This window comes from Micromonospora sp. CPCC 206171, from assembly GCF_036906755.1.
GTDB lineage: Bacteria > Actinomycetota > Actinomycetes > Mycobacteriales > Micromonosporaceae > Micromonospora > Micromonospora purpureochromogenes.
On record NZ_JBAKHT010000029.1, the window covers coordinates 12562 to 31507 of the forward strand.

The 18946-nt window shown below is 74.1% G+C and carries 16 protein-coding genes; 5 read left to right on the plus strand and 11 right to left on the minus strand.

Annotation, left to right across the window (positions count from 1 at the left end; translation table 11 throughout):
- Nucleotides 1–28 precede the first annotated feature (28 nt).
- On the plus strand, nt 29–772 hold the full coding sequence (locus V6U89_RS25500; RefSeq protein ID WP_334574329.1) for a YqjF family protein: 744 nt from the start codon (nt 29–31) through the stop codon (nt 770–772).
- 49 nt (nt 773–821) lie between these two features.
- Here V6U89_RS25500 and V6U89_RS25505 read toward each other — a convergent pair whose 3' ends face one another.
- From V6U89_RS25505 to V6U89_RS25515, 3 genes are all read right to left on the minus strand, one after another.
- On the minus strand, nt 822–2159 hold the full coding sequence (locus V6U89_RS25505; protein WP_334574331.1) for a serine hydrolase domain-containing protein: 1338 nt from the start codon (nt 2157–2159) through the stop codon (nt 822–824).
- Nucleotides 2160–2228: 69 nt separating this feature from the next.
- Nucleotides 2229–3572: a low temperature requirement protein A gene (locus tag V6U89_RS25510; protein ID WP_334574433.1), complete on the minus strand. Its 1344-nt coding sequence runs from the start codon at nt 3570–3572 to the stop codon at nt 2229–2231.
- A gap of 63 nt (nt 3573–3635) precedes the next feature.
- Nucleotides 3636–3833, minus strand: a complete 198-nt coding sequence (locus tag V6U89_RS25515; protein WP_334574333.1) for a hypothetical protein — start codon at nt 3831–3833, stop codon at nt 3636–3638.
- A gap of 170 nt (nt 3834–4003) precedes the next feature.
- Between V6U89_RS25515 and V6U89_RS25520 the strand changes: the two genes are divergently transcribed.
- Both V6U89_RS25520 and V6U89_RS25525 read left to right on the plus strand, forming a co-directional pair.
- The gene (locus V6U89_RS25520) at nt 4004–4366 is read left to right on the plus strand and encodes an ArsR/SmtB family transcription factor (RefSeq protein ID WP_334574335.1); all 363 of its coding nucleotides are present in this window, start codon (nt 4004–4006) and stop codon (nt 4364–4366) included.
- Nucleotides 4363–4845, plus strand: a complete 483-nt coding sequence (locus tag V6U89_RS25525) for an SRPBCC family protein (RefSeq protein WP_334574336.1) — start codon at nt 4363–4365, stop codon at nt 4843–4845. Before V6U89_RS25520 ends, V6U89_RS25525 begins: the two co-directional genes overlap by 4 nt.
- 118 nt (nt 4846–4963) lie before the next feature.
- On the opposite strand, the gene V6U89_RS25530 is transcribed toward V6U89_RS25525, so the two are convergent.
- From V6U89_RS25530 to V6U89_RS25545, 4 genes are all read right to left on the minus strand, one after another.
- Nucleotides 4964–6610 carry a beta-1,3-glucanase family protein gene (locus V6U89_RS25530; protein WP_334574338.1) on the minus strand — a complete coding sequence of 549 codons (1647 nt, stop codon included), beginning with the start codon at nt 6608–6610 and terminating at the stop codon, nt 4964–4966.
- A 100-nt stretch (nt 6611–6710) separates the two neighbouring features.
- A complete protein-coding gene (locus V6U89_RS25535; RefSeq protein WP_334574340.1) occupies nt 6711–7973 on the minus strand; it encodes a family 16 glycosylhydrolase in 1263 nt (420 codons plus the stop codon).
- A gap of 120 nt (nt 7974–8093) precedes the next feature.
- Complete coding sequence (locus V6U89_RS25540) at nt 8094–9638, minus strand: ricin-type beta-trefoil lectin domain protein (RefSeq protein WP_442933986.1); 1545 nt, start codon at nt 9636–9638, stop codon at nt 8094–8096.
- Nucleotides 9639–9808: 170 nt separating this feature from the next.
- Entirely contained in the window at nt 9809–10810 is a 1002-nt protein-coding gene (locus V6U89_RS25545) for a GGDEF domain-containing protein (RefSeq protein ID WP_334574342.1), read from the minus strand.
- Between the two features lie 322 nt (nt 10811–11132).
- On the opposite strand from V6U89_RS25545, the gene V6U89_RS25550 reads away from it, so the two are divergent.
- Together V6U89_RS25550 and V6U89_RS25555 are read left to right on the plus strand one after the other, a co-directional pair.
- A complete protein-coding gene (locus tag V6U89_RS25550) occupies nt 11133–13352 on the plus strand; it encodes a molybdopterin-dependent oxidoreductase (protein WP_334574344.1) in 2220 nt (739 codons plus the stop codon).
- A 65-nt stretch (nt 13353–13417) separates the two neighbouring features.
- On the plus strand, nt 13418–14035 hold the full coding sequence (locus V6U89_RS25555) for a TetR/AcrR family transcriptional regulator (protein WP_334574346.1): 618 nt from the start codon (nt 13418–13420) through the stop codon (nt 14033–14035).
- 93 nt (nt 14036–14128) lie between these two features.
- On the opposite strand, the gene msrA is transcribed toward V6U89_RS25555, so the two are convergent.
- The 4 genes from msrA to V6U89_RS25575 form a co-directional block, all read right to left on the minus strand.
- Complete coding sequence (gene msrA / locus V6U89_RS25560) at nt 14129–14647, minus strand: peptide-methionine (S)-S-oxide reductase MsrA (protein ID WP_179804930.1); 519 nt, start codon at nt 14645–14647, stop codon at nt 14129–14131.
- A gap of 163 nt (nt 14648–14810) precedes the next feature.
- A complete protein-coding gene (locus tag V6U89_RS25565; protein WP_334574349.1) occupies nt 14811–15101 on the minus strand; it encodes a hypothetical protein in 291 nt (96 codons plus the stop codon).
- Entirely contained in the window at nt 15095–15415 is a 321-nt protein-coding gene (locus V6U89_RS25570) for a hypothetical protein (RefSeq protein ID WP_334574352.1), read from the minus strand. The genes V6U89_RS25565 and V6U89_RS25570 overlap by 7 nt, the downstream gene beginning before the upstream one ends.
- Before the next feature lie 51 nt (nt 15416–15466).
- Nucleotides 15467–18847 carry a BTAD domain-containing putative transcriptional regulator gene (locus tag V6U89_RS25575; protein WP_334574354.1) on the minus strand — a complete coding sequence of 1127 codons (3381 nt, stop codon included), beginning with the start codon at nt 18845–18847 and terminating at the stop codon, nt 15467–15469.
- Nucleotides 18848–18946: the final 99 nt, after the last annotated feature.

Here is an 18946-nt window from a genome sequence, read left to right on the forward strand (position 1 = left end):
CCGGCCGCCGACGGGGCAGGATGGGTGGGTGGACATCGAGCCGGTCGACTGCGCCCCGGAGCAGCGGTTCCGGCGGGCGATCCTGGGGCAGCGCTGGGAGCATCTCACCTTCCTGCACTGGGCGGTCGCGCCGGAGCTGGTCGCGCCCCTGCTGCCCGCCGGCACCCGTCCGGACACCCTCGACGGGCTCAGCTACGTCGGCCTGATCGGTTTCCGGATGGTGGGGCTGGGCCTCGGCACCGGGCCGGGGGTGCCGTACTTCGGCAGCTTCGCGGAGACGAACGTCCGGCTCTACTCGGTCGACCGCACCGGCCGGCGGGCCGTGGTGTTCCGTTCGCTCGACGCGTCCCGGCTGGTGCCGGTGCTGGTCGCCCGGGCGACGCTGCGACTGCCGTACCTGTGGTCGGCGATGCGGCTGGACCGCGACGGTGACCGCTACACCTACCGGTGCCGGCGGCGCTGGCCCGGCCCGGTCGGAGCGTCGAGCCGGATGGTGGTACGGGTGGGGGAGCCGATCGTCGAGCCGACCCCGCTGGAGCACTTCGTCACCGCCCGCTGGGGGCTGCACACCCGCGCGTACGGGCGCACGTTGCACCTGCCGAACTGGCATCCCCGCTGGCCGCTGCACCGGGCCGAGCTGCTGAGCCTGGACGACGAACTGGTCGCCGCCGCCGGGTTGCCGCCGCCGCCGGGACCGCCGGCCAGCGTGCTCTATTCGCCCGGCGTCCCGGTCCGGTTCGGCCCGCCGGTCACCCTGCCCGAGACCCGGTGACCGCGACGCCCGTCGCTCGGCGAGGTGGGACGGGACCGCCGCGCCGCCGTCATCTGGTGCCGGTGGCCGACAGGATGGGCAGGCGGGCCAGGACGTTGGCGGTCGCGACCCGCACCGGATCGGGGTTGGCCCAGCTCCAGTTCGGGTGGGCCCGGTTGGTGAGGAGCACGAAGACGGTCCGGCGGGCGGGGCTCACCAGCAGCGACGTGCCGGTGAAGCCGGTGTGCCCGAAGGTCGTGGGGGCGCTGAGCCGACCCATGAACCACGGCTGGTGCAGCACCACGCCGAGCCCGTGGTCGGCGGTCCGGTTCGGGCGTTCCGGGTCGACGGCGGGCAGCCCGGCGTTGGCGTTGGTCAGCATCCGGCGGACGGTGCTCTCTGCCAGGATCCGCTGTCCGCCGTACGTGCCGCCGTCGAGCAGCAACTGGCCGATGACTGCGACCTCCTGGGCGGTGCTGAAGATGCCGGCGTGCCCGGCGATGCCGCCCAGGTGGTTGGCCACGTCGTCGTGCACCACGCCCCGGAGCAGTCCCCGCGAGGAGCGCGCGTCGGTGGCGACCAGCCGGGTGGCCCGGTCGGTGGCGCTGAGCCAGGTGTTCGGGTTGAAGCCGGTCCAGCGCAGGCCGAGCGGGTCGGTCAGCTCGGTCTTCAGCGCCTGGTCGAGCCGTTGGCCGGTCACCTTCTCCACCAGCTTGCCCACGACCATCAGCCCCACGCTCGAATAGCGGAACACCCGGCCCGGGATCGCCCCGCTGACCAGCGGGGTGGCCAGGACGGCCTGCCACTTCTCGGCCAGCGTGGCGTAGCCGGTCACCGAGGCACCCACCGGGAGCCCGCTGGTGTGCGCGAGCAGCATGGCGACCGTGACCGCCGACTTGCCGGCGCCGGTGAACTCCGGCAGGTAGCTCACGACCGGCGTGTCGAGGTCGAGTCGACCCTTGTCGACCTGCCGCAGGGCGAGGATGGAGGTGTAGACCTTGGTGATCGAGGCGAGGTCGAAGATGGAGTCGGTGCGCATCCGGACCCGCTCGGCGGACGGCAGGAGGACCGGCCCGGCACCGAAGCGCAGGGCCTCGCCGACGGCCGCCTCGGCGTACGGCTGCCCGCCGTTGAGCGCGAGCGCGACCGCCCCGGCGTACATCGGGTGGGCGGGGTTCTGGCTGGTCGGCTTCAGGTAGCCGGTGAGCACGGTGGTCAGTCGCCGGCTGACCGGGGAGGTGCGGACGACGGGCCCGGTGACCGCGGCGGCGCCCTGGCCCGGCGCCGACGCGCCCGGCGTCCGCCACGCACCGGCGTGGCCCGTGGGCGGTGCCGCCCGGCAGCCGGCGAGCGCCGCGGTGGCGGCGGAGAGCCCGAGTCCGAGCAGCGAACGACGGTTGACCGGCATGGTCGGATCATGCCAGGCCGGCGGGTGCGGAGACAGCGCCGTCCGGAACACCGGCGTGGTCGCCGACCGCTAGGCCGGTGGATTGTCGGGTGGATCGTCGGCGGCCTGTTCGTGCCAGCGGGCGCGCCAGTCGGCCTCGTGCTTCTCGTAGGTCGTCCGCTCGTGGAGGGCCGCCTGCCGCAGGGCTCGCCGGGCGTCCGCCATCACCACCACCTCGACGGCCACCAACGCCACGCAGATCGCGGTCAGCAGGGCGAAGGCGGCCAGTCCCGGCAGGTGGGTCGCGACCGGGATGGCGGCGGTGAGCACGAGCACGGTGCCGACCCGGCTCCAGGACAGGGTGCGCAGGGTGCGCAGCTGGAACAGCATGTCCGCGCACAGGTAGCAGATCACCCCGCCGAACAGCAGCGGTACGCCGGGGCCGTGCGCCGGTTCGGCGAGGCTGACCGACGGGTCGGCGATCTGCCGCACGATCTCCTCGGCCCCGAGGGCGAACAGGATCACCCCGGCGATCATCACCAGGTGCAGGTAGGCGTACGCGTCGCGGGCCATCGACACCCGGGCGTGCCCCAGCGCGACGTGCTGCGCGATTCGGGCCGCCGGTGCGATCACGTCGTAGTGGGCCCACCACAGGGCGGCGGTGAAGACGATGCCCAGCACGGCCGCGGTGATCGCCGGCCAGGTGACCGGCTGGCCGAGGAGGTTGCCGCCGACGCCGACGGAGATGATCGACTCGCCCAGCGCGATGATCAGGATGAGGTCGTAGCGCTCCGTCCAGTGTTCGGCGGAGGTGACCATCCAGCCCCAGGCGCCGGCGACCAGTCCGGCGCTGTACTGCAACAGGACGACGCTGACCCACAGCCCGTCCCGAACCATCCCGGCCCGGCCCGCGTCCTCGATCTGCGGCGGGATCAGCGCGGCGCCCAGCAGGAGCAGGGTGCTGGCCACCAGCTCCGGGGAGTACTTCAGCAGCAGTCGCCGCTCGCCCGGCCGCTCCTTGGCGACGTGCCAGTACAGCAGCAGGTGCACCCCGCGGATCACCACGTAGCTGACCGCCACCACCATCGGCCCGGCGGCCGTCTGTTTCGGGTCGCCGAACGCCTGCGGCAGCGACAACGCGAAGCAGAACACCGCCGCCATCCCGGCGACCATCAGCACCGGGACGAAGCCTTCGCCCAACCGGACCCGGGTGGCCACCACGCTGTGCACCACCCAGCACCACCAGAGCACGGCCAGCACGAGCATGGCGTGCAGCAGTTGCCGGCCGGTGATGTTGGCGGCCGTGGCCCGGGTGATGATGAAGAAGGAGAAGACGAAGACCAGGTCGAAGAAGACCTCGAACCGGTCCACCCGGGCGCCCGGTGCGATCCCGACGGCCGGCCCCAGTCGCCCGCGCCACCGGTTTCCCACCAGCCCACTGTGCCAGCCGAGGACCGGCCGGGGGCCGGATTGGCAGCCGGCCCCTTCGCTCGATCGCTACTCGCACCTGTCCTCGGCGCCCCGGCCGTACGGCTCGCAGCAGTCGACGCGGTGCCGGTACACCCGCAGGTCGCGCCCGCGCCGGTAGGCCCGCTCGGAGGTGATCTCGTACAGGCAGGCCTGCCACCGGACGGTCTCCCCGCCGCCGGGGACGACCTGACCGTCACCCGGCCCGCCGCGCAGCAGCACCTCCATTCGATCGACGCTACGTGGTGTCCGGGCCGGGAGCGGGCGGTACGACCGCTCTGCCCGCCATCGGCAGCGAGGTGCGACCGATGCCCGGGGGACCGGTCGACGCCGGTGTTGGAGCCCGACTTCCGCCAGGGTATGGACCTGACCGCCCTTCGCCCCGCATACTTAGGTGGATGGCTAAGTATTCCGGCGATGGTGGCGGCGCGGTCGACGCGTCGCTGGACGACGTGTTCCACGCGTTGTCGGACCCCACCCGCCGGCGCGTCGTCGAACTCCTGGGCCGGGGCCCCGCCACCACCAGCGACCTCGCGCGTCCGTTCGAGATGGCACTGCCGTCGTTCACCCAGCACCTGAATGTGCTCGAGCGCTCGGGCCTGGTGACCTCGGAGAAGAGGGGACGGGTGCGGACCTACCGCCTGGCGCCCGGGTCGCTGGGGCGGGCCGACGGTTGGCTCGCCGCGCAACGTGCGCTCTGGACCCGCCGCCTCGATCAACTCGATTCACTTCTCTACGACCTGAAGGAGCAGCAGACATGACCGCCTACACCACGAACCCGGAGCTCGACCTCGTCCTGGAGCGCACCGTCGACGTCGCCCCGGAACTGGTCTGGAAGGCCTGGACCACACCCGAGCTGATCGTGCGGTGGTTCGCCCCGAAGCCCTGGTCGACCTCGTCCTGCGAGATCGACCTCCAGCCCGGCGGCCGGTTCCACACCGTCATGCGCTCGCCGGAGGGTGAGGAGTTCCCCAGCGACGGCTGCATCCTGGTGGTCGAGGAGGGCTCGACGCTGGTGTTCACCTCCGCCCTGGGCCCGGGGTTCCGCCCGCAGGTCGCCGAGGACGGCTTCCCGTTCACCGCGGTGGTCCGAATCGCACCGGACGGCGCCGGTACGCGGTACACCGCCACGGCGATCCACGCCGACGCCTCGGCCCGCAAGCAGCACGAGGACATGGGCTTCACCGAGGGCTGGGGCGCGGCGCTCGACCAGCTGGTGGACGTCGCGAAGTCCCTCTGACCCGCGATCGGGGCCCACATCGGAGCGGACCGGCCGGGGCGGTCGACGCCGGGCCGATCGCGCGGAGGCGGCGGCGGCCAGGGGTCGGCCGCCGCCGCCGGATCGCGGGAGGCCGCCGTCAGCCGCGATGCCACTTCTGGTTCGCGCCGCCGGTGCACTCCCAGAGCTGGAGCACCGCGTCGTTGTTCGGGTTCCAGCCGGCGATGTCCACGCACTTGTTCGCCTGCGGGTTGACCAGGTCACCCGCCGCGCTGAGCACGAACTGCTGGGCCGGGTTGCCGGAGCAGGTCGCGATCTGGATGGCGGCGCCGTTGGCGGTGGAGCCCCAGGCGACGTCCATGCACTTGTTGTTCTGGGTGCGCAGGGTGCCGTTGACGAACTCCCAGCGCTGGTTGGTGCCGCCGTGGCAGTCCCAGACGATGAGCCGCTGGCCGTCGGCGAAGTTCCAGTTGGGTACGTCGACGCACTTCTGGTGCCAGTTGCTGACCACCAGGTCGCCGGTGGCCGGCGGGGTGGTCGGCGGCGGTCCGGTCGGGCCGCCGGCGCCGAACGGCGTCAGGGTGATGGCGGCCGAACGGGGATCGCCGCTGTGCACCAGCGACTCGAAGCCGCCGACGTCGTCGTAGGCGAAGCCGTACGCCTTACCGTCGGCCATGTTGGCGTGGATGATGCGGGAGTAGTGGTTCGGGGCGCTGTTCTTGTAGAAGGTGGTGGCGTCGAGCCGGGGCTCGGTGTCGAACTGGCCGAGGGTGCCGCGGTTCAGCGCGGTGCAGAGGGTGCGTTTGATCTCCGGCTCGATGAACGGCGGGGTGTTCGGGGCGTTGAAGACGCCGTCGCAGCCCCAGACGTTGCCGGTGGTCGGCCTGGCGACCGTCGCCACCTGCGCGCCGGACGAGTCGGTGAAGACCATGGTGCTGCCGACGGTGCGGCCGAAGAACCGCCGGTTCGGCTCGTTGGTGCGCGGCACGACCGTGAGGGTACGGCTGGTGTACGCGCTCCACGCCGAGCTGATGTACGAGTCGAGGTAGGCGGGATCCATCAGGCCGGCGTCCATGGCCTTGCCCGGCGCGAGGACGCGCAGCACGGTGCCGTCGGCGCGGGTGACGACCGAGCGGGCGAAGGCCGGCTGCGCCTTGACGGCGTTGATGACGGTGTTCCGGCCGTTGTTCAGCAGCTCGCCGGTCTTCGTGGTGACGCCGCTGCCGCTGGTGACGGAGACGGCGTGCGGCACGGCGAACTGGTCCACCTGCGAGCTGTTCAACCACAGGCCGGCGTCGTTGTAGGTGAACTCGGACCAGTCGAACAGGACGTCCCGGTTGGGGTCGCCGGCCGCCCACGGCGCGGGCTGGACGACCCCGTCCGGGGTGAGCCGGAAGTCGAGCTTGCGGCCGAACGAGAAGTACATGCGCCCGGAGATGAAGCGCGGGATCCGGACGGTGACGCTGCCGCCGGTGGGCGGGCCGGCGATCGACACGTCCGGCGCCGGGGTCGGTGGGATGCCGCCGGCGGGCCAGCGGGTGAAGGCGCCGGCGGCGTTGACGTAGCCCAGGCCGCCGCCGGGGCGGATGTCGGTGCCCAGGATGTAGAGGTGGACCGCCTCGCTGCGGCCGGTGTTGTTGGCGACGGTGACGGGGAGCAGGTCGGGGCCGACGGCGAGCGCCCCGGTCTGGGTGGCGGTGAGGGTGACGGGTACGGCGAGCACGAGCGCCGCCAGCGCGCCGATGGCGGCGGCGAGTCGTGCCCGGCACGAGCGTCTGTGGGTCACGGGAAACTCCTCGATGGTGGGGACGGGCACCATCTCGTCGACCCGGGTCGCGGCCGGCCGACGAAGGGCGTGGGGACGGGGTACGTGGCGCGGACCGGGTCTAGGCGCGGGACCACTTCTGGTTGGCGGCGCCGGTGCAGTCCCACAGTTGGAGCTTGCCGCCGTTGGTGGTGACCCGGTCGCGTACGTCGACGCAGCGGTTGGCGCTGAGGTTGACCAGGTCACCCGCGGCGGTGAGGGTGAAGCGTTGGGCGGGGTTGCCGTTGCAGCTCACCAGGTTGACCTCGGTGCCGTTGGCGGTGCCGGCCCAGGCCGGGTCCATGCACTTGCCCATGGCGCGCAGGGTGCCGTCGGCGGCGAAGGTCCACGCCTGCGCGGCGGTGGTGTTGCAGTCCCAGATCTGCAGCTTGGCCCCGTCGACCGGGTTCGCGCCGGGGATGTCGATGCACCGGCCGCTCGCCGCGCCCCGGATCCGGGTGGTCCCCGGCACCGGCTCGCCGCCACCGGAGGTGTAGCCGGAGACCCGGACGTAGTCCACCAGCATCTGCTGCGGGAACTGGGTCGACGCGTCCGGGTAGCCCGGCCAGTTGCCGCCCACCGCGACGTTCAGGATCATGAAGAACGGGTGGTCGAACACCCAGCGGTTGCCGCCGAGCCGGGCGGGGTCGACGCGGTGGTACTCGACGCCGTCGAGGTACCAGACGATCGAGTTCGGCTCCCAGTCCACCCGGTAGGTGTGGAAGGCGTCGGCGAGCGGCGCGGCGAGGGTCCGGCTGCCGGTGATCCCGCCCGCGCCGGAGTAGCCCGGGCCGTGGATCGTGCCGTAGACGGTGTTCGGCTCCCGGCCGATGTTCTCCATGATGTCGATCTCGCCGGCGTTCGGCCAGCCGACGCTGCCCATGTCGTTGCCGAGCATCCAGAACGCCGGCCAGATGCCCTGCCCGCGAGGGATCTTGATGCGGGCCTCGAAGCGGCCGTACGCCTGCGTGAAGGTGGCGGCGGTCAGCAGCCGGGCCGAGGTGTACTCGCACCGGCCGTAGTGGCACTGGTAGTTGGCCGGGTTCTCCCGGCGCGCGGTGATGACCAGGTTGCCCTGGCCGTCGTGCACCGCGTTGCTGGTGCTGTTGGTGTAGTACTGCCGTTCGTTGTTGCCCCAGCCGCCGCCGCCGATGTCGAAGCGCCACCTGCTCTGGTCGACCGGGGTGCCGGCCCCGGCGTTGAATTCGTCCTGCCAGGTGATTCCGCCGATCGCCGCCTCGGCGGGACGGGAGTCGACCGGTACGGCGAGGGCCACCGTGGCGGCGACGAGCGCGGCGCCGGCGAGGGCGAGCGCGCGTGGCCGGCGGATGCGGATGGGGAACATGGGGACCTCCTGCGGGACGGGCGCGAACCTGTCGTGGGTTCGACGGGGGAGAGGCGACCGGCGCGGCGGCGGGATCGGTGGGGTGTCGGTGGTGTCCGCCGCGCCGGGGGAGTGGTGGTGTCAGCCGCGACGCCACTTCTGGTTGGCGGTGCCCGCGCAGTCCCACAGTTGGAGGCGGGCGCCGTCGGAGTTGTTCCAGTCGGTGATGTCGACGCACTTGTTGGCCTGGGGATTGACCAGGTCGCCGGCGGCGGAGAGAACGAACTGCTGGGCGGGGTTGCCGCTGCAGTTGGCGATCTGGATGGTGGCGCCGTTGGCGGTGGAGCCCCACGCCACGTCCATGCACTTGTTGTTCTGGGTCCGCAGCGTCCCGCCGGTGAAGGTCCAGGCCTGGGCGCTGGTGCCGTTGCAGGTCCAGGTCTGCAGGGGTACGCCGTCGGAGAAGTTGGAGTTGGGCACGTCGATGCAGCGGTTGTTCCAGTTGCTGACGATCCGTTGCCCGCCGCCGGTGGTGACGAGCGACAGCCCGTAGACCCCGAGGATCTCGTTCACCGGCTGGAACCAGGTGGTGCCGCCGGAGGAGCAGTTGCCGGAGCCGCCGGAGGTCACCCCCTGGGCCTGGTTGCCCGAGATCCACGCGCCGCCCGAGTCGCCGCCCTCGGCACAGGCGTTGCTGCGGCTCAGCCCCGAGACGGCTCCCTGCGGGTAGACGACGGTCTCGTTGCGACCGAGGATGGTGCCGCAGCGCCAGCCGGTGGTGCGCCCGGAGCGGCAGACCGAGCTGCCGATGGCGGCGTCCTGCGACCCTGCCACGGTCACGTTGCCGCCGGAGTAGGTGTTGACCCACGGCTGTGGTGTCCAGGAACTGTTGGTGCGCACCCAGGCGTAGTCGTCGCCGGGGAACGACGAGCCGGCGAACGTGCCCTGCGCGACGTTGTTGAAGCCGAGGGTCGGGCTGCCGGCGCGCCCACAGTGGCCGGCCGTGACGAACCCCCCGACGACCGCGAACCCGACCGAGCACAGGGTGTTGCCGTTGATGACGTACTGGTCGCCGCCGCGGATGTCGTAGAGCGGGCGGGGGGCGGCCGGGGAGGTGACCACCCGGACGGCGTCGGCGGGAACGCCGCTGGCCCGGACGTACGCGGTGGCCGCGGCGGTGGCGCCGGGTCGGGCCGTCACGACGACGCTGTTGCTGGCCACGTCGACGTGCCAGCCGTGCAGGTCCCGGGAGTCGGCCCGGGCATGTCGCCGGTCCAGCGCCCGTTTGACCGCGTCGAGTGTGCTCTCGCTGCGGCCGGCGACGGCGACGTCGGCGCCCTCGGCGCGGACCACCGGGGCCAGCGCGGGATCGGTGACGGCCACGGTGAGGCGCTTTCCGTCGGTGGGCAGCCACGCGCCGGCGAAGGCGGGGCCGAGCTTCGCGCGCAGGCGCCGCTCGACCGCCGGGGCGGCGGCCTCGGTGCGGAGGCGGTCGCCCACCTGCGCGGCGGTGAGACCCAGGTCGCGGCGCATCGCGTCGACCAGCCCCGGAGGGAGGTCCGCCGGGGCGGCGCGGTGGGTGGGGGCGGTGGTGGCCGGCGGGCCGGCGACGCCGGCCGCCGGCGTCGCGCCGACGAGCAGGAGGGCGGCGGCGAACGAGCCGAGCACGCGCGGGTGTGGGGACATGGGGTCCTCCCGGGGGTACGGCGAGGGCGGCGGCGGACGGGCGGAGAGAGCGCTCTCGCGATGAAGTTTGTCGATGGTTAACAAATCTGTCAAGAAGGTTGCCTATTCTCCGCCCCGGACCCGCCCGCGCCCGCCCGGCCAGCCGGCCCGGCGGTGGCCGGCCGGCGGCGTCACGCGCCGACGGTGTCGGTGGACAGCAGTCCGTGGCCGGGCCGGTCGCCGCCGCGGCGCTGCTGCTTCACCCGGTAGAGGCGCCGGTCGGCCACGTGCAGCAGGGTCTCCAGCGTGTCCCCGTCGCGCGGGGCGGTGGCCGCGCCGATGCTGACGCCGGTGTGAAGGCGCACCGCCGCCTCGATCCGGGCCGCCACCGTCCGTGCCGTCGCCTCGTCGGTGTCGCTGAGGACGACCACGAACTCGTCGCCGCCGACCCGGGCGACGGCGTCCTCGGGGCGCAGCACCTCCCGCGTCGCCGCCACCGTCCGCTTCAGCAGCTCGTCGCCGGCGGCGTGCCCGAGACGGTCGTTGACGCTCTTGAAGTCGTCGAGATCCAGACAGAGCATGGCCGGGCCGGCGCGACCGCACCTGCGGAACAGGTGTTGGGTGAAGTCCGCCAGGCCGCGCCGGTTCAGGGCGCCGGTCAACGGGTCCAGCGCCGCCAGGGCGCGCAGCTGGGACCGCTGCCGCGCCAGCTTCCGGGTCTGCGTGCCGCAGACCGAGATCAGCACCAGCATGCCGGCCATGTAGAGGAAGACGTGGCCGGGCCGTGGCGGTTGCCCGAGGGCGGCCACGGCGAGGTACGACGCGAGCAGGAGCGCCTCCAGCGCCATCATCAGCCGCAGGTGCGGGGTGTAGGTGGCCACGAACACCGTGGTGGTCACGAACCCCAGGGCGGCCGGTGAGGCGGCCCCGCCGTCGCAGTACGCGCCGAGCGCCGCCATGGCGATGGTGACCAGCAGGATGGTGAACGAGACCCGGTAGCCGGCGGCCTTCGTGGTCACCGTTCGTGCCGCCCAGATGCCGACGGCGCCGGACGCCATCCCGCAGCTGTAGGCGGCGAGCATCAGGGGCCGATGCGGCTCGCCGGGCGTCATCAGGCAGTAGAGGACGGCGATGCCGTGCGAGACCACGTGCAACGCCGCGGTGAGCAGCATCCTTCGCCGGCGCTCGTTCACTCCGCCCACCGCACCCTGACGACGGCTGCTGAGGAGGCAGCAGCGCGAACGGTCGGGGTGGCCATGTCGGTGGTACGTGTCGAGGCCGCTGCGCGGAGGGGCCCTGCCACGCCGCCATTCAATGATGTGCGTTACATCACCGTCAATACCCGAAACGGCGCATCTGCCCTGGCCAGCGCGCGGGTGGCCGAATTCGGTCGGCCGCCGCACTGTGCGTGCCCGTTCCGCTGCGCCCCGCGCTGGCCGGTCGCGGGGGATGACAGCCATCCGCCGGCGTGCCACCATACCGACCAGTCGGTATTCCATCCCGAGGGGGCCCGCGATGCCGGGAACGACCGCGACGCGTACCGCGTACCGCACCTGTCCGCTCTGCGAGGCGACCTGCGGGCTGACCCTGACCATCGCCGACGACCGGGTGACGCACGCCCGGGGCGACCGCGAGCACGTCTTCAGCCACGGCTTCGTCTGCCCGAAGGGGGCCGCGTTCCCGCAGCTCCTCGCCGACCCGGACCGCCTGCGCCGACCGCTGCTGCGGGTCGACGGCACGCTGCGCGAGGTGGGCTGGGACGAGGCGTTCGCCGCCGTCGAGGCCGGCCTGACCGCCGCCCGGGCCGGCGGCCGCGACGCGGTCGCCGCCTACCTCGGCAACCCCACCGTCCACACGATGGCCGGCGGGCTCTACGCCGGCCCGCTCCTGCGGGCGCTCGGCACCCGCAACGTCTTCACCGCCAGCACCGTCGACCAGATGCCCAAGCACGTCTCCTCCGGCTACCTGTACGGCGACCCCAACACCATCCCGGTACCCGATCTCGACCGCACCGACCTGCTGGTGCTGCTCGGCGCCAACCCCTGGGAGTCCAACGGCAGCCTCTGCACCGCGCCCGACTTCCCGGGCCGGCTGCGGGCGTTGCAGGCACGCGGCGGCCGGTTCCTGGTCGTCGACCCCCGACGCACCCGCACCGCGGCGGCCGCCGACGAGCACCTGCCCATCCGGCCCGGCACCGACGCGCTGCTGCTCTTCGCCCTCGTGCACACGCTCTTCGACGAGAACCTGGTCCGGCTCGGCCGGCTGGCGGAACACGTCACCGGCCTGGACGACGTCCGGGAACTGGCCACCGCGTTCGCGCCCGAGCGGGTGGCCGACCGGTGCGCGGTGCCCGCGCCGCGCATCCGGCAGCTCGCCCGGGAACTGGCGGCCGCCCCCACCGCCGCCGTCTACGGACGCGTCGGCACCTGCACGGTCGCGTTCGGCACGCTGACCAGCTGGCTGGTCGACGTGGTCAACGTGCTGACCGGCAACCTCGACCGGCCCGGCGGGGCGATGTTCCCGCTCGCCGCCCACCAGCGAACCCGGGCCGCCGGCCCCGGCAAGGGGTTCCGCACCGGGCGCTGGGCCAGCCGGGTGCGAGGCCTGCCCGAGGTCAAGGGCGAACTGCCGGTCGCCACCCTCGCCGACGAGATCGAGACGCCGGGGGAGGGCCGGATCCGGGCGTTGATCACCGTCGCCGGTAACCCGGTGCTCTCCACCGCCAACAGCGAGCGGCTGGACCGCGCGCTCGCCTCGCTCGACTTCATGGTCAGCGTCGACCCGTACCTGAACGAGACCACCCGGCACGCGGACGTGGTGCTGCCGCCACCCGACCCCGCCCGCGCCGGCCACTACGACTTCGCGTTCCTCACCCTGGCCGTGCGCAACGTCGCGAGCTACTCGCCGCCCGCCCTGCCGCTGGCGCCCGACAGCCTCGACGAGTGCGACATCCTGGCCCGGCTCACGCTGATCGCCGCCGGGCAGGGCGCCGACGCCGACCCGGCGGGGCTGCACGAACAGCTGCTCGGCCAGGTGCTCGCCGACGCCGCCGAGGCACTGGACCGGCCCGCGGAGGAGCTGCGGGCGCTGGTCGCCGGGGACCGGCCGGCCGAACGCCTGCTCGACGCGCGGCTGCGGCTCGGCGCGTACGGCGACCGGTTCGGGCAGCGACCGGACGGGCTGTCCCTGACCCGGCTGCTGGAGCACCCGCACGGCGTCGACCTCGGGGCGCTGCGACCGCGGCTGCCCGAGGTGCTGCGCACCCCGAGCGGCACCGTCGAGCTGTGCCCGCCGCCGATCGCCGCCGACGTGGCCCGGCTGCGCGCCGCCCGCGACGCGCCCCCGGAGGGCTTCGTCCTGGTCGGACGCCGGCACCTGCGGTCCAACAACAGCTGGATGCACAACGTGCCGGCGTTGGTGAAGGGCCGCGACCGCTGCACGTTGCAGGTGCACCCGGAGGACGCGGCGAAGCTCGGGCTGGCCGCCGGGGCGGACGCCCGGGTCACCTCGCGGGTCGGCTCGCTCGTGGTGGCCGTGGAGGTCACCCCCGACACCATGCCGGGGGTGGTCAGCCTGCCGCACGGGTGGGGCCACGACGTGCCCGGCACCCGGCAGGCGGTGGCCCGGGCCCACGCCGGCGTCAACAGCAACGTGCTCACCGACGAGACGGCCGTCGACCCGCTCTCCGGAAACGTCGTGCTCAACGGCATCCCGGTGCGCGTCCAGCCGGCCTGATCGGCGGCGCTGTGCGTACGCTGGCGCACCGGGCCGGCGGGCGGCCCGGGAGGGCGGGAGCACCGGTGGGTCGGACGGGGGACGGGGAGGCGCTGCCGCAGCGGCTGCTGGCGGTCGCCACCAGGCTGTTCGCGGAGAAGGGCTTCGAGAAGACCTCGGTCCAGGAGATCGTCGAGGCGGCCGGGGTCACCAAGGGCGCGATGTACCACTACTTCGCCGCCAAGGACGACCTGCTCCAGGAGATCTACCAGCGGCTGCTGCGCATGCAGCGCGAGCGCCTGGAGGCCATCATGGCCCGCGACCAGCCGGTGGCGCTGCGGCTGCGGGCGGCCGCCGCCGACGTGGTGGTCACCGCGATCGCCAACCTGGACGACGCCACGATCTTCCTCCAGTCGATGCACCTGCTCTCGGCCGACCGCCGGCGCGCGGTGCGGGCGGCCCGGCGGGAGTACCACGAACGCTTCCGCGAGCTGGTGGAGGAGGGCCAGCGCGCCGGGGCCTTCCGCGCCGACGTCCCGGCCGACCTGGCCGTCGACTACTTCTTCGGCGCGGTGCACCACCTCGGCGCGTGGTTCCGCACCGACGGCCGCCTCACCGCCGAGCAGGTCGGCGCGCACTTCGCCGACCTGCTGCTCGCCTCGCTGCGCCCGGACCCGCCCGCTGACCCGGGGCCGTCCCGGTGACGATGCGTTGCCGGGCCGGTCGCGCCCGTCGAGCCGCGCCGCTGCTGGCCGCGCCCGTCGTTCGCCGGCCAGCCGGGTGAGCAGAGCCGGCCGCTACGCGGCCTTCTCCCCTCGACGGGGGAGCTTCCAGTCCGGCCGGACGAAGTGGCAGGTGTAACCACCGGGATTGCGCTCCAGGTAGTCCTGGTGTTCGGGCTCGGCCTCCCAGAACGGGCCGGCGGGAGTGACCTCGGTGACCACCTTGCCCGGCCAGAGGCCGGAGGCGTCCACGTCGGCGATCGTGTCCTCCGCGACCTGCCGCTGCTGCTCGTCGGTGTAGAAGATGGCCGACCGGTAGCTGACTCCCACGTCGCCGCCCTGACGATTCTTCGTGGTCGGGTCGTGGACCTGGAAGAAGAACTCGAGAAGATCCCGGTAGGACAGCTTCTCGGGGTCGTAGACGATCTCGATCGCCTCGGCATGGGTGCCGTGGTTGTAGTACGTGGCGTTCGGCACGTCTCCGCCGGTGTATCCCACCCTGGTGGCGAGCACGCCAGGGCGTTTCCGGATGAGATCCTGCATCCCCCAGAAGCAGCCGCCGGCCAGGATCGCCTTCTCCGTCGTCTCGCTCATCGCTCTGCCCTCCGGTGCGGGTGCTCGGGCTCGTACCTCGGGACCCGGTGCGTCCTGCTGGCCATCCTGGCCTTCCCGTTCCGGCTGCCACCATGCCGACCGACGAGAAACCTGGCGGCCGGTACGGGCGACCCGCGCCGCGCCGGGCGGGCTTTCCGCCGGATCAGCAGAACCAGCCGTCCTGGACCCAGCCGCGGCGGTTGATGTGCCCGTAGGCGAAGCCGTAGACGTAGCCGCCGCTGCGCGGGCCCTCGACGAGGAAGGTCTGGCCCCGGTACAGGGTGCCCATCCAGGCGCCGTTGGGCTGGGTGCGGACGAACAGGTCGGCGGCGCAGACCGTCTCGCGCTGCCCGATCGTGCCGGTGTCGGCGTGCGCCGCGACCGGTGCGGCGACGAGGGCGACGGTTCCCGCCAGCACGGTCGCCACCGCGCGGGCGACGGATCGGCTCACCATGAGTCGTACCCCCCGATGCACTCGATGCGCAGGTAGCCCCAGTCATTGGGGCCGAAGTCGAAGGTCGCGGCCCAGCCGTTGTAGACCGGGTGCGCCCCGGGCGTGTGGCCGATCTTGTTGCCGTAGGGCAGGACCCGCTTCAGGCCGTAGGGGCCGCTGACCGAGTCGTAGTTGTCGTAGAAGCTGGCGCTCTGGCAGATGACCACGGCGTGCCGGGGCACCACCGGATCGGCCTGCGCCGGCACGGCGCCGAGCGTGGCCACCGCGGTGCCGACGGCCAGGACGGCGACTCCGTGCAGGATTCGTCGGGGCATGCCCATCTCCCGTCACTGGGAAGATAATTGCCAGCCACGGTATCAAGAGCGTCAATATCTGTCGATGTCCGGCCCATCGACGGTCACCGCTTGTCGGCGCGCTCGGGCGACCACCTCCGCGGCCGTACGGCGATGGGCGGCGGCGTCGTCGGGACGGCCCAGCGCGGTGGCGAGGTCGGCGAGGTGTCCGGCCACCGGCCCGAGGGTGAGGACCCCGCTGCCCGCGCCGGCCAGCTCGTCGGCGGCGGGCAGCAGCTCCGCGTACGCGTACCGCATGGTGGTGCGGTCGTCGAGGGCGAGCGCGGCACGGGCGGCGAGGCACAGCCGCGCCTCGCGGAGCAGGTCGTGCGGTGACTCGGGGAGGGCGCCGAGCGCCGCGCCGGCCTCGTCCCGGCAGCCGGCGGCGAGCAGGACCAGCGGCCGGACCCAGGGCTCGTGCGGTCCCCAGTCCGCGCGCTGCCACCTGTCGGCGGGCCCGCGCGGGTCGGCCGGCCGGTCACCGGCGGCCGGGTCCGGCAGCCGCAGCGACAGCAGCGCGAGTGGGAGCAGCCCGTTCTCCATGCCCGGCATCCCGGCGGCGGGGAGGCTCGCGTGGGCGGCCCGGTACGCGACCTCGGCGGCGGCGACCTGCCCGCCGACGGCCAGGCGCAGCCCCGCGTACCAGCGGGTGAAGACGCCCACCAGCGGCAGCTCGTACCGGTCGGCGAGGCGGTCGGCGGCCGCGGCGTGGGCGTCGGCGGCGTCGAGATCGGCGAGCGCGCAGCGGGCCTGGAGCAGGACCAGGTGCCCGAGCACCTCGAAGGTCACCAGCTCGTGCTCGCGGGCCAGCTCGACCAGTTCCGCGCCGATGCGCGCCCGCTGCGGTGCCAGGCCGGCGCGGGCGAAGGTGTGCATGAAGCGGGCGTTGAGAGCGAACGCCAGCAGCGCCGGATCGGCCAGGCGCCGGGCGATCTCCTCCGCCGCCAGGGCGGCCCGGTGTCCCCGGTCCGTGGTGCCGCCGCGCAGTTCCAGCGCCAGCGTGCTCAGCAGGCGGCTGCGATCCGCCGGCCGGTCCCCGCCGAGGGCGGCCAGGGTGCGCTCGGCGGACTCGACGATGCGGTGGGCGAGGCGGTCGTCGTCGTTGCGGGTCCAGATCGCGGGCACCTCGAAGGCCGCGAGGACGTCAGCGGTCACCCGGGGGTCGTCCAGCCGCTCGGCGGCGGTGAGCGCCGCGCCCCGGTGCCGGCGTGCCCGGTCCAGCTGCCCGGCGACGGCGAGCGTGCGGCCCAGCCCCATCAGCGCCCGCAGCCGGCCGTGCGGATCGTCGTCGGCGAGCTCGTGGGCGTCGACCGCCTGCTGCCACAGCCGGGCGGCCAGGTGCGGGAGGGAGCGGCGTTCGGCCTGCTCGGCGGCGGCGGAGGCGTACCGGGCGGCGCGCGGCGCGACCGCCCGCGTCCCGGCTCGGGAGAAGTGGTGCGCGAGGGCGGTGACGTCGTCGGGGTGCAGCCGCTCGATGGCGGTACCGGCGGCGGTGTGCCAGCGGCTGCGGCGCGGCGCCGACAGGTCGCCGTACACGGTGTCCCGGACCAGGATGTGCGCGAACCGCAACCGCGCCGCCCGGCCCTGCTCGGTCAGGACGCCGGCGCGCACCGCGTCGTCCAGCGCGTCCAGGACGGCCACCTCGTCGCCGGTCATCGCGGCCAGGAGGTCCGGGTCGACGTCGCGCCCGAGCACGGCCGCCTGCTGCACCACCGTGCGGGCGGGGCCGGGCAGCTGTGCCAGGCGGTGGCGGATGACGTCGCGGACCCCGGGTGGGACGGCCTCCAGCGCCGCCGGGCCCTCCGTGGCGAGCAGCCGGGCCAGCTCCCGGACGTAGAACGGGTTGCCGCCGCTGCGGTGGTGGATCAGGTCGACGGTCGGCGGGTCGAGGTCCCGGCCGGCGACCGCCCGGGCGAGTTCGCCGGTGTCGGGTGCGGTCAGACCGTCGAGGTAGACCCGGACCGGTTCGCTGCGGGCGAGGCGGGCCAGGGCGGCCGTCAGCTCGGGGCCGATCCCGGTGGACCGGAAGACACCCACGACGAGGACGGGACCGGTGACCGGCTCCGGTTCCGCGAACAGCGCGGCCAGCAGGTCGAGGGTGTCCTCGTCGGCCCGGTGCAGGTCGTCGAGGACCAGCAGCACCGGTCCTCGGCCGGCCGCCGCGGTGAGCAGGTCGACGGCGGCCCGGTGCCGGCGGAACCGGGCCACCGCCGGCTCCTCCGTCGGGCCGCCCGATGACGGGTCCGCGACGGCCAGCGCCCGGGTGATCTGGGTCCACGGCCAGGCCACCGGCGCGCCCTCGTACTCCGGACTGCGTCCCCAGGCGGTGGCCCAGCCGTCGCCGGCCAGCCGCCGGGTGAGCGCCTCGGCCAGTGCCGTCTTGCCCGCCCCCGCTCCGCCCGAGACCAGGGCGAGGGCCGGCCGGCGGTGCCGGGTCACCGCTGCGGCCGCGGCCCCCAGCAGCTCCTGCTCCTCCCGCCGGCCCACGAAGGTACGCGGCGCCTCCGCCGGCAATCCGCCGCCGGGCGCCTCCGCCGGCACCGGCACCCTGCCGCCGCCCGGCGCCGGGGGGCCGTCCGGGGCCGGCCCGTCATCGGGGCGGCCGGCCCGGCGCGCCGGCGCCGCCGGGTCCAGGTGCGGTGCCTGGGCGAGGATGTCGGCCTCCAGCCGGCGCAGCCCGGGGCCGGGGTCCAGGCCGAGCTCGGCCACCAGGGTCTCCCGAACCCGGCGCAGTGCGGCCAGCGCCTGGCCCTGCCGACCGGACCGGTACAGGGCGGTGGCCCACAGCCGCCAGGCGTCCTCGCGCAGCGGCTGCGCGGCGGCGTGCTGTTCCAGCTCGACGGCGGCCTCGGCGGCCCGCCCCAGCGCCAGCAGCGCCTCGCCCCGGCGCTCCACCGCCAGCATCCGCAGCTCGTCCAGCCGGGTGACCTCGGCGCGCGCCCAGCCCTGGTCGGCGAACTCCGCGTACGCCGGGCCACGCCAGCAGGCGAGGGCATCGGTCAGCCGGGCCAGTGCGGAGCCGGCGTCGCCGTCCCCGATCAGCCGGCCCGCCTCGGTGACCGCCGTCTCGAACCGCCACGCGTCCACCGCCTCGGGAGCGGCGCGCAACGCGTAACCGGGAGGCGCGGTCACCAGCAGCCGGGCCGGCTGGCGGGGTGCCCGCTCGGGCTCCAGGGCCCGGCGCAGATCGGCGACGAAGGTTCGGACCGCGGCCACCGCCTGCTCCGGTGGCGTCTCCCAGAGGTCACCGACGAGCCGGTCCACCGACACCACCTGGCCCCGCGCGACCAGCAGGCGGGCCAGCACGGCCCGGTGACGCGGACCCCGCAGCGGTACGGGCCCGGCCGCGCCGATCGCCTGCACGGGCCCCAGCACGCCGAACGTCACCGCCGGTGCCCCCGCCCGCCAGCTCATGGCACCCACTCTAGGCACCGCCCAGCCGGGCACTCATCCGCTGCTGATCCGCTGCTCATCGCCCCCGGTCAGGCTCGACCCCGAGGACCGGTCGCGGGG

Excerpts from the sequence above, each read along its gene's own strand:
- V6U89_RS25550 (WP_334574344.1), top strand. The coding sequence starts at position 11,133 with ATGCCGGGAACGACCGCGACGCGTACCGCGTACCGCACCTGTCCGCTC.
- V6U89_RS25520 (WP_334574335.1), top strand. The coding sequence starts at position 4,004 with ATGGCTAAGTATTCCGGCGATGGTGGCGGCGCGGTCGACGCGTCGCTG.
- V6U89_RS25505 (WP_334574331.1), bottom strand. The coding sequence starts at position 2,159 with ATGCCGGTCAACCGTCGTTCGCTGCTCGGACTCGGGCTCTCCGCCGCC.
- V6U89_RS25525 (WP_334574336.1), top strand. The coding sequence starts at position 4,363 with ATGACCGCCTACACCACGAACCCGGAGCTCGACCTCGTCCTGGAGCGC.
- V6U89_RS25515 (WP_334574333.1), bottom strand. The coding sequence starts at position 3,833 with ATGGAGGTGCTGCTGCGCGGCGGGCCGGGTGACGGTCAGGTCGTCCCC.
- V6U89_RS25565 (WP_334574349.1), bottom strand. The coding sequence starts at position 15,101 with ATGGTGAGCCGATCCGTCGCCCGCGCGGTGGCGACCGTGCTGGCGGGA.
- V6U89_RS25575 (WP_334574354.1), bottom strand. The coding sequence starts at position 18,847 with ATGAGCTGGCGGGCGGGGGCACCGGCGGTGACGTTCGGCGTGCTGGGG.
- V6U89_RS25535 (WP_334574340.1), bottom strand. The coding sequence starts at position 7,973 with ATGTTCCCCATCCGCATCCGCCGGCCACGCGCGCTCGCCCTCGCCGGC.
- V6U89_RS25570 (WP_334574352.1), bottom strand. The coding sequence starts at position 15,415 with ATGCCCCGACGAATCCTGCACGGAGTCGCCGTCCTGGCCGTCGGCACC.
- V6U89_RS25540 (WP_442933986.1), bottom strand. The coding sequence starts at position 9,638 with ATGTCCCCACACCCGCGCGTGCTCGGCTCGTTCGCCGCCGCCCTCCTG.
- msrA (WP_179804930.1), bottom strand. The coding sequence starts at position 14,647 with ATGAGCGAGACGACGGAGAAGGCGATCCTGGCCGGCGGCTGCTTCTGG.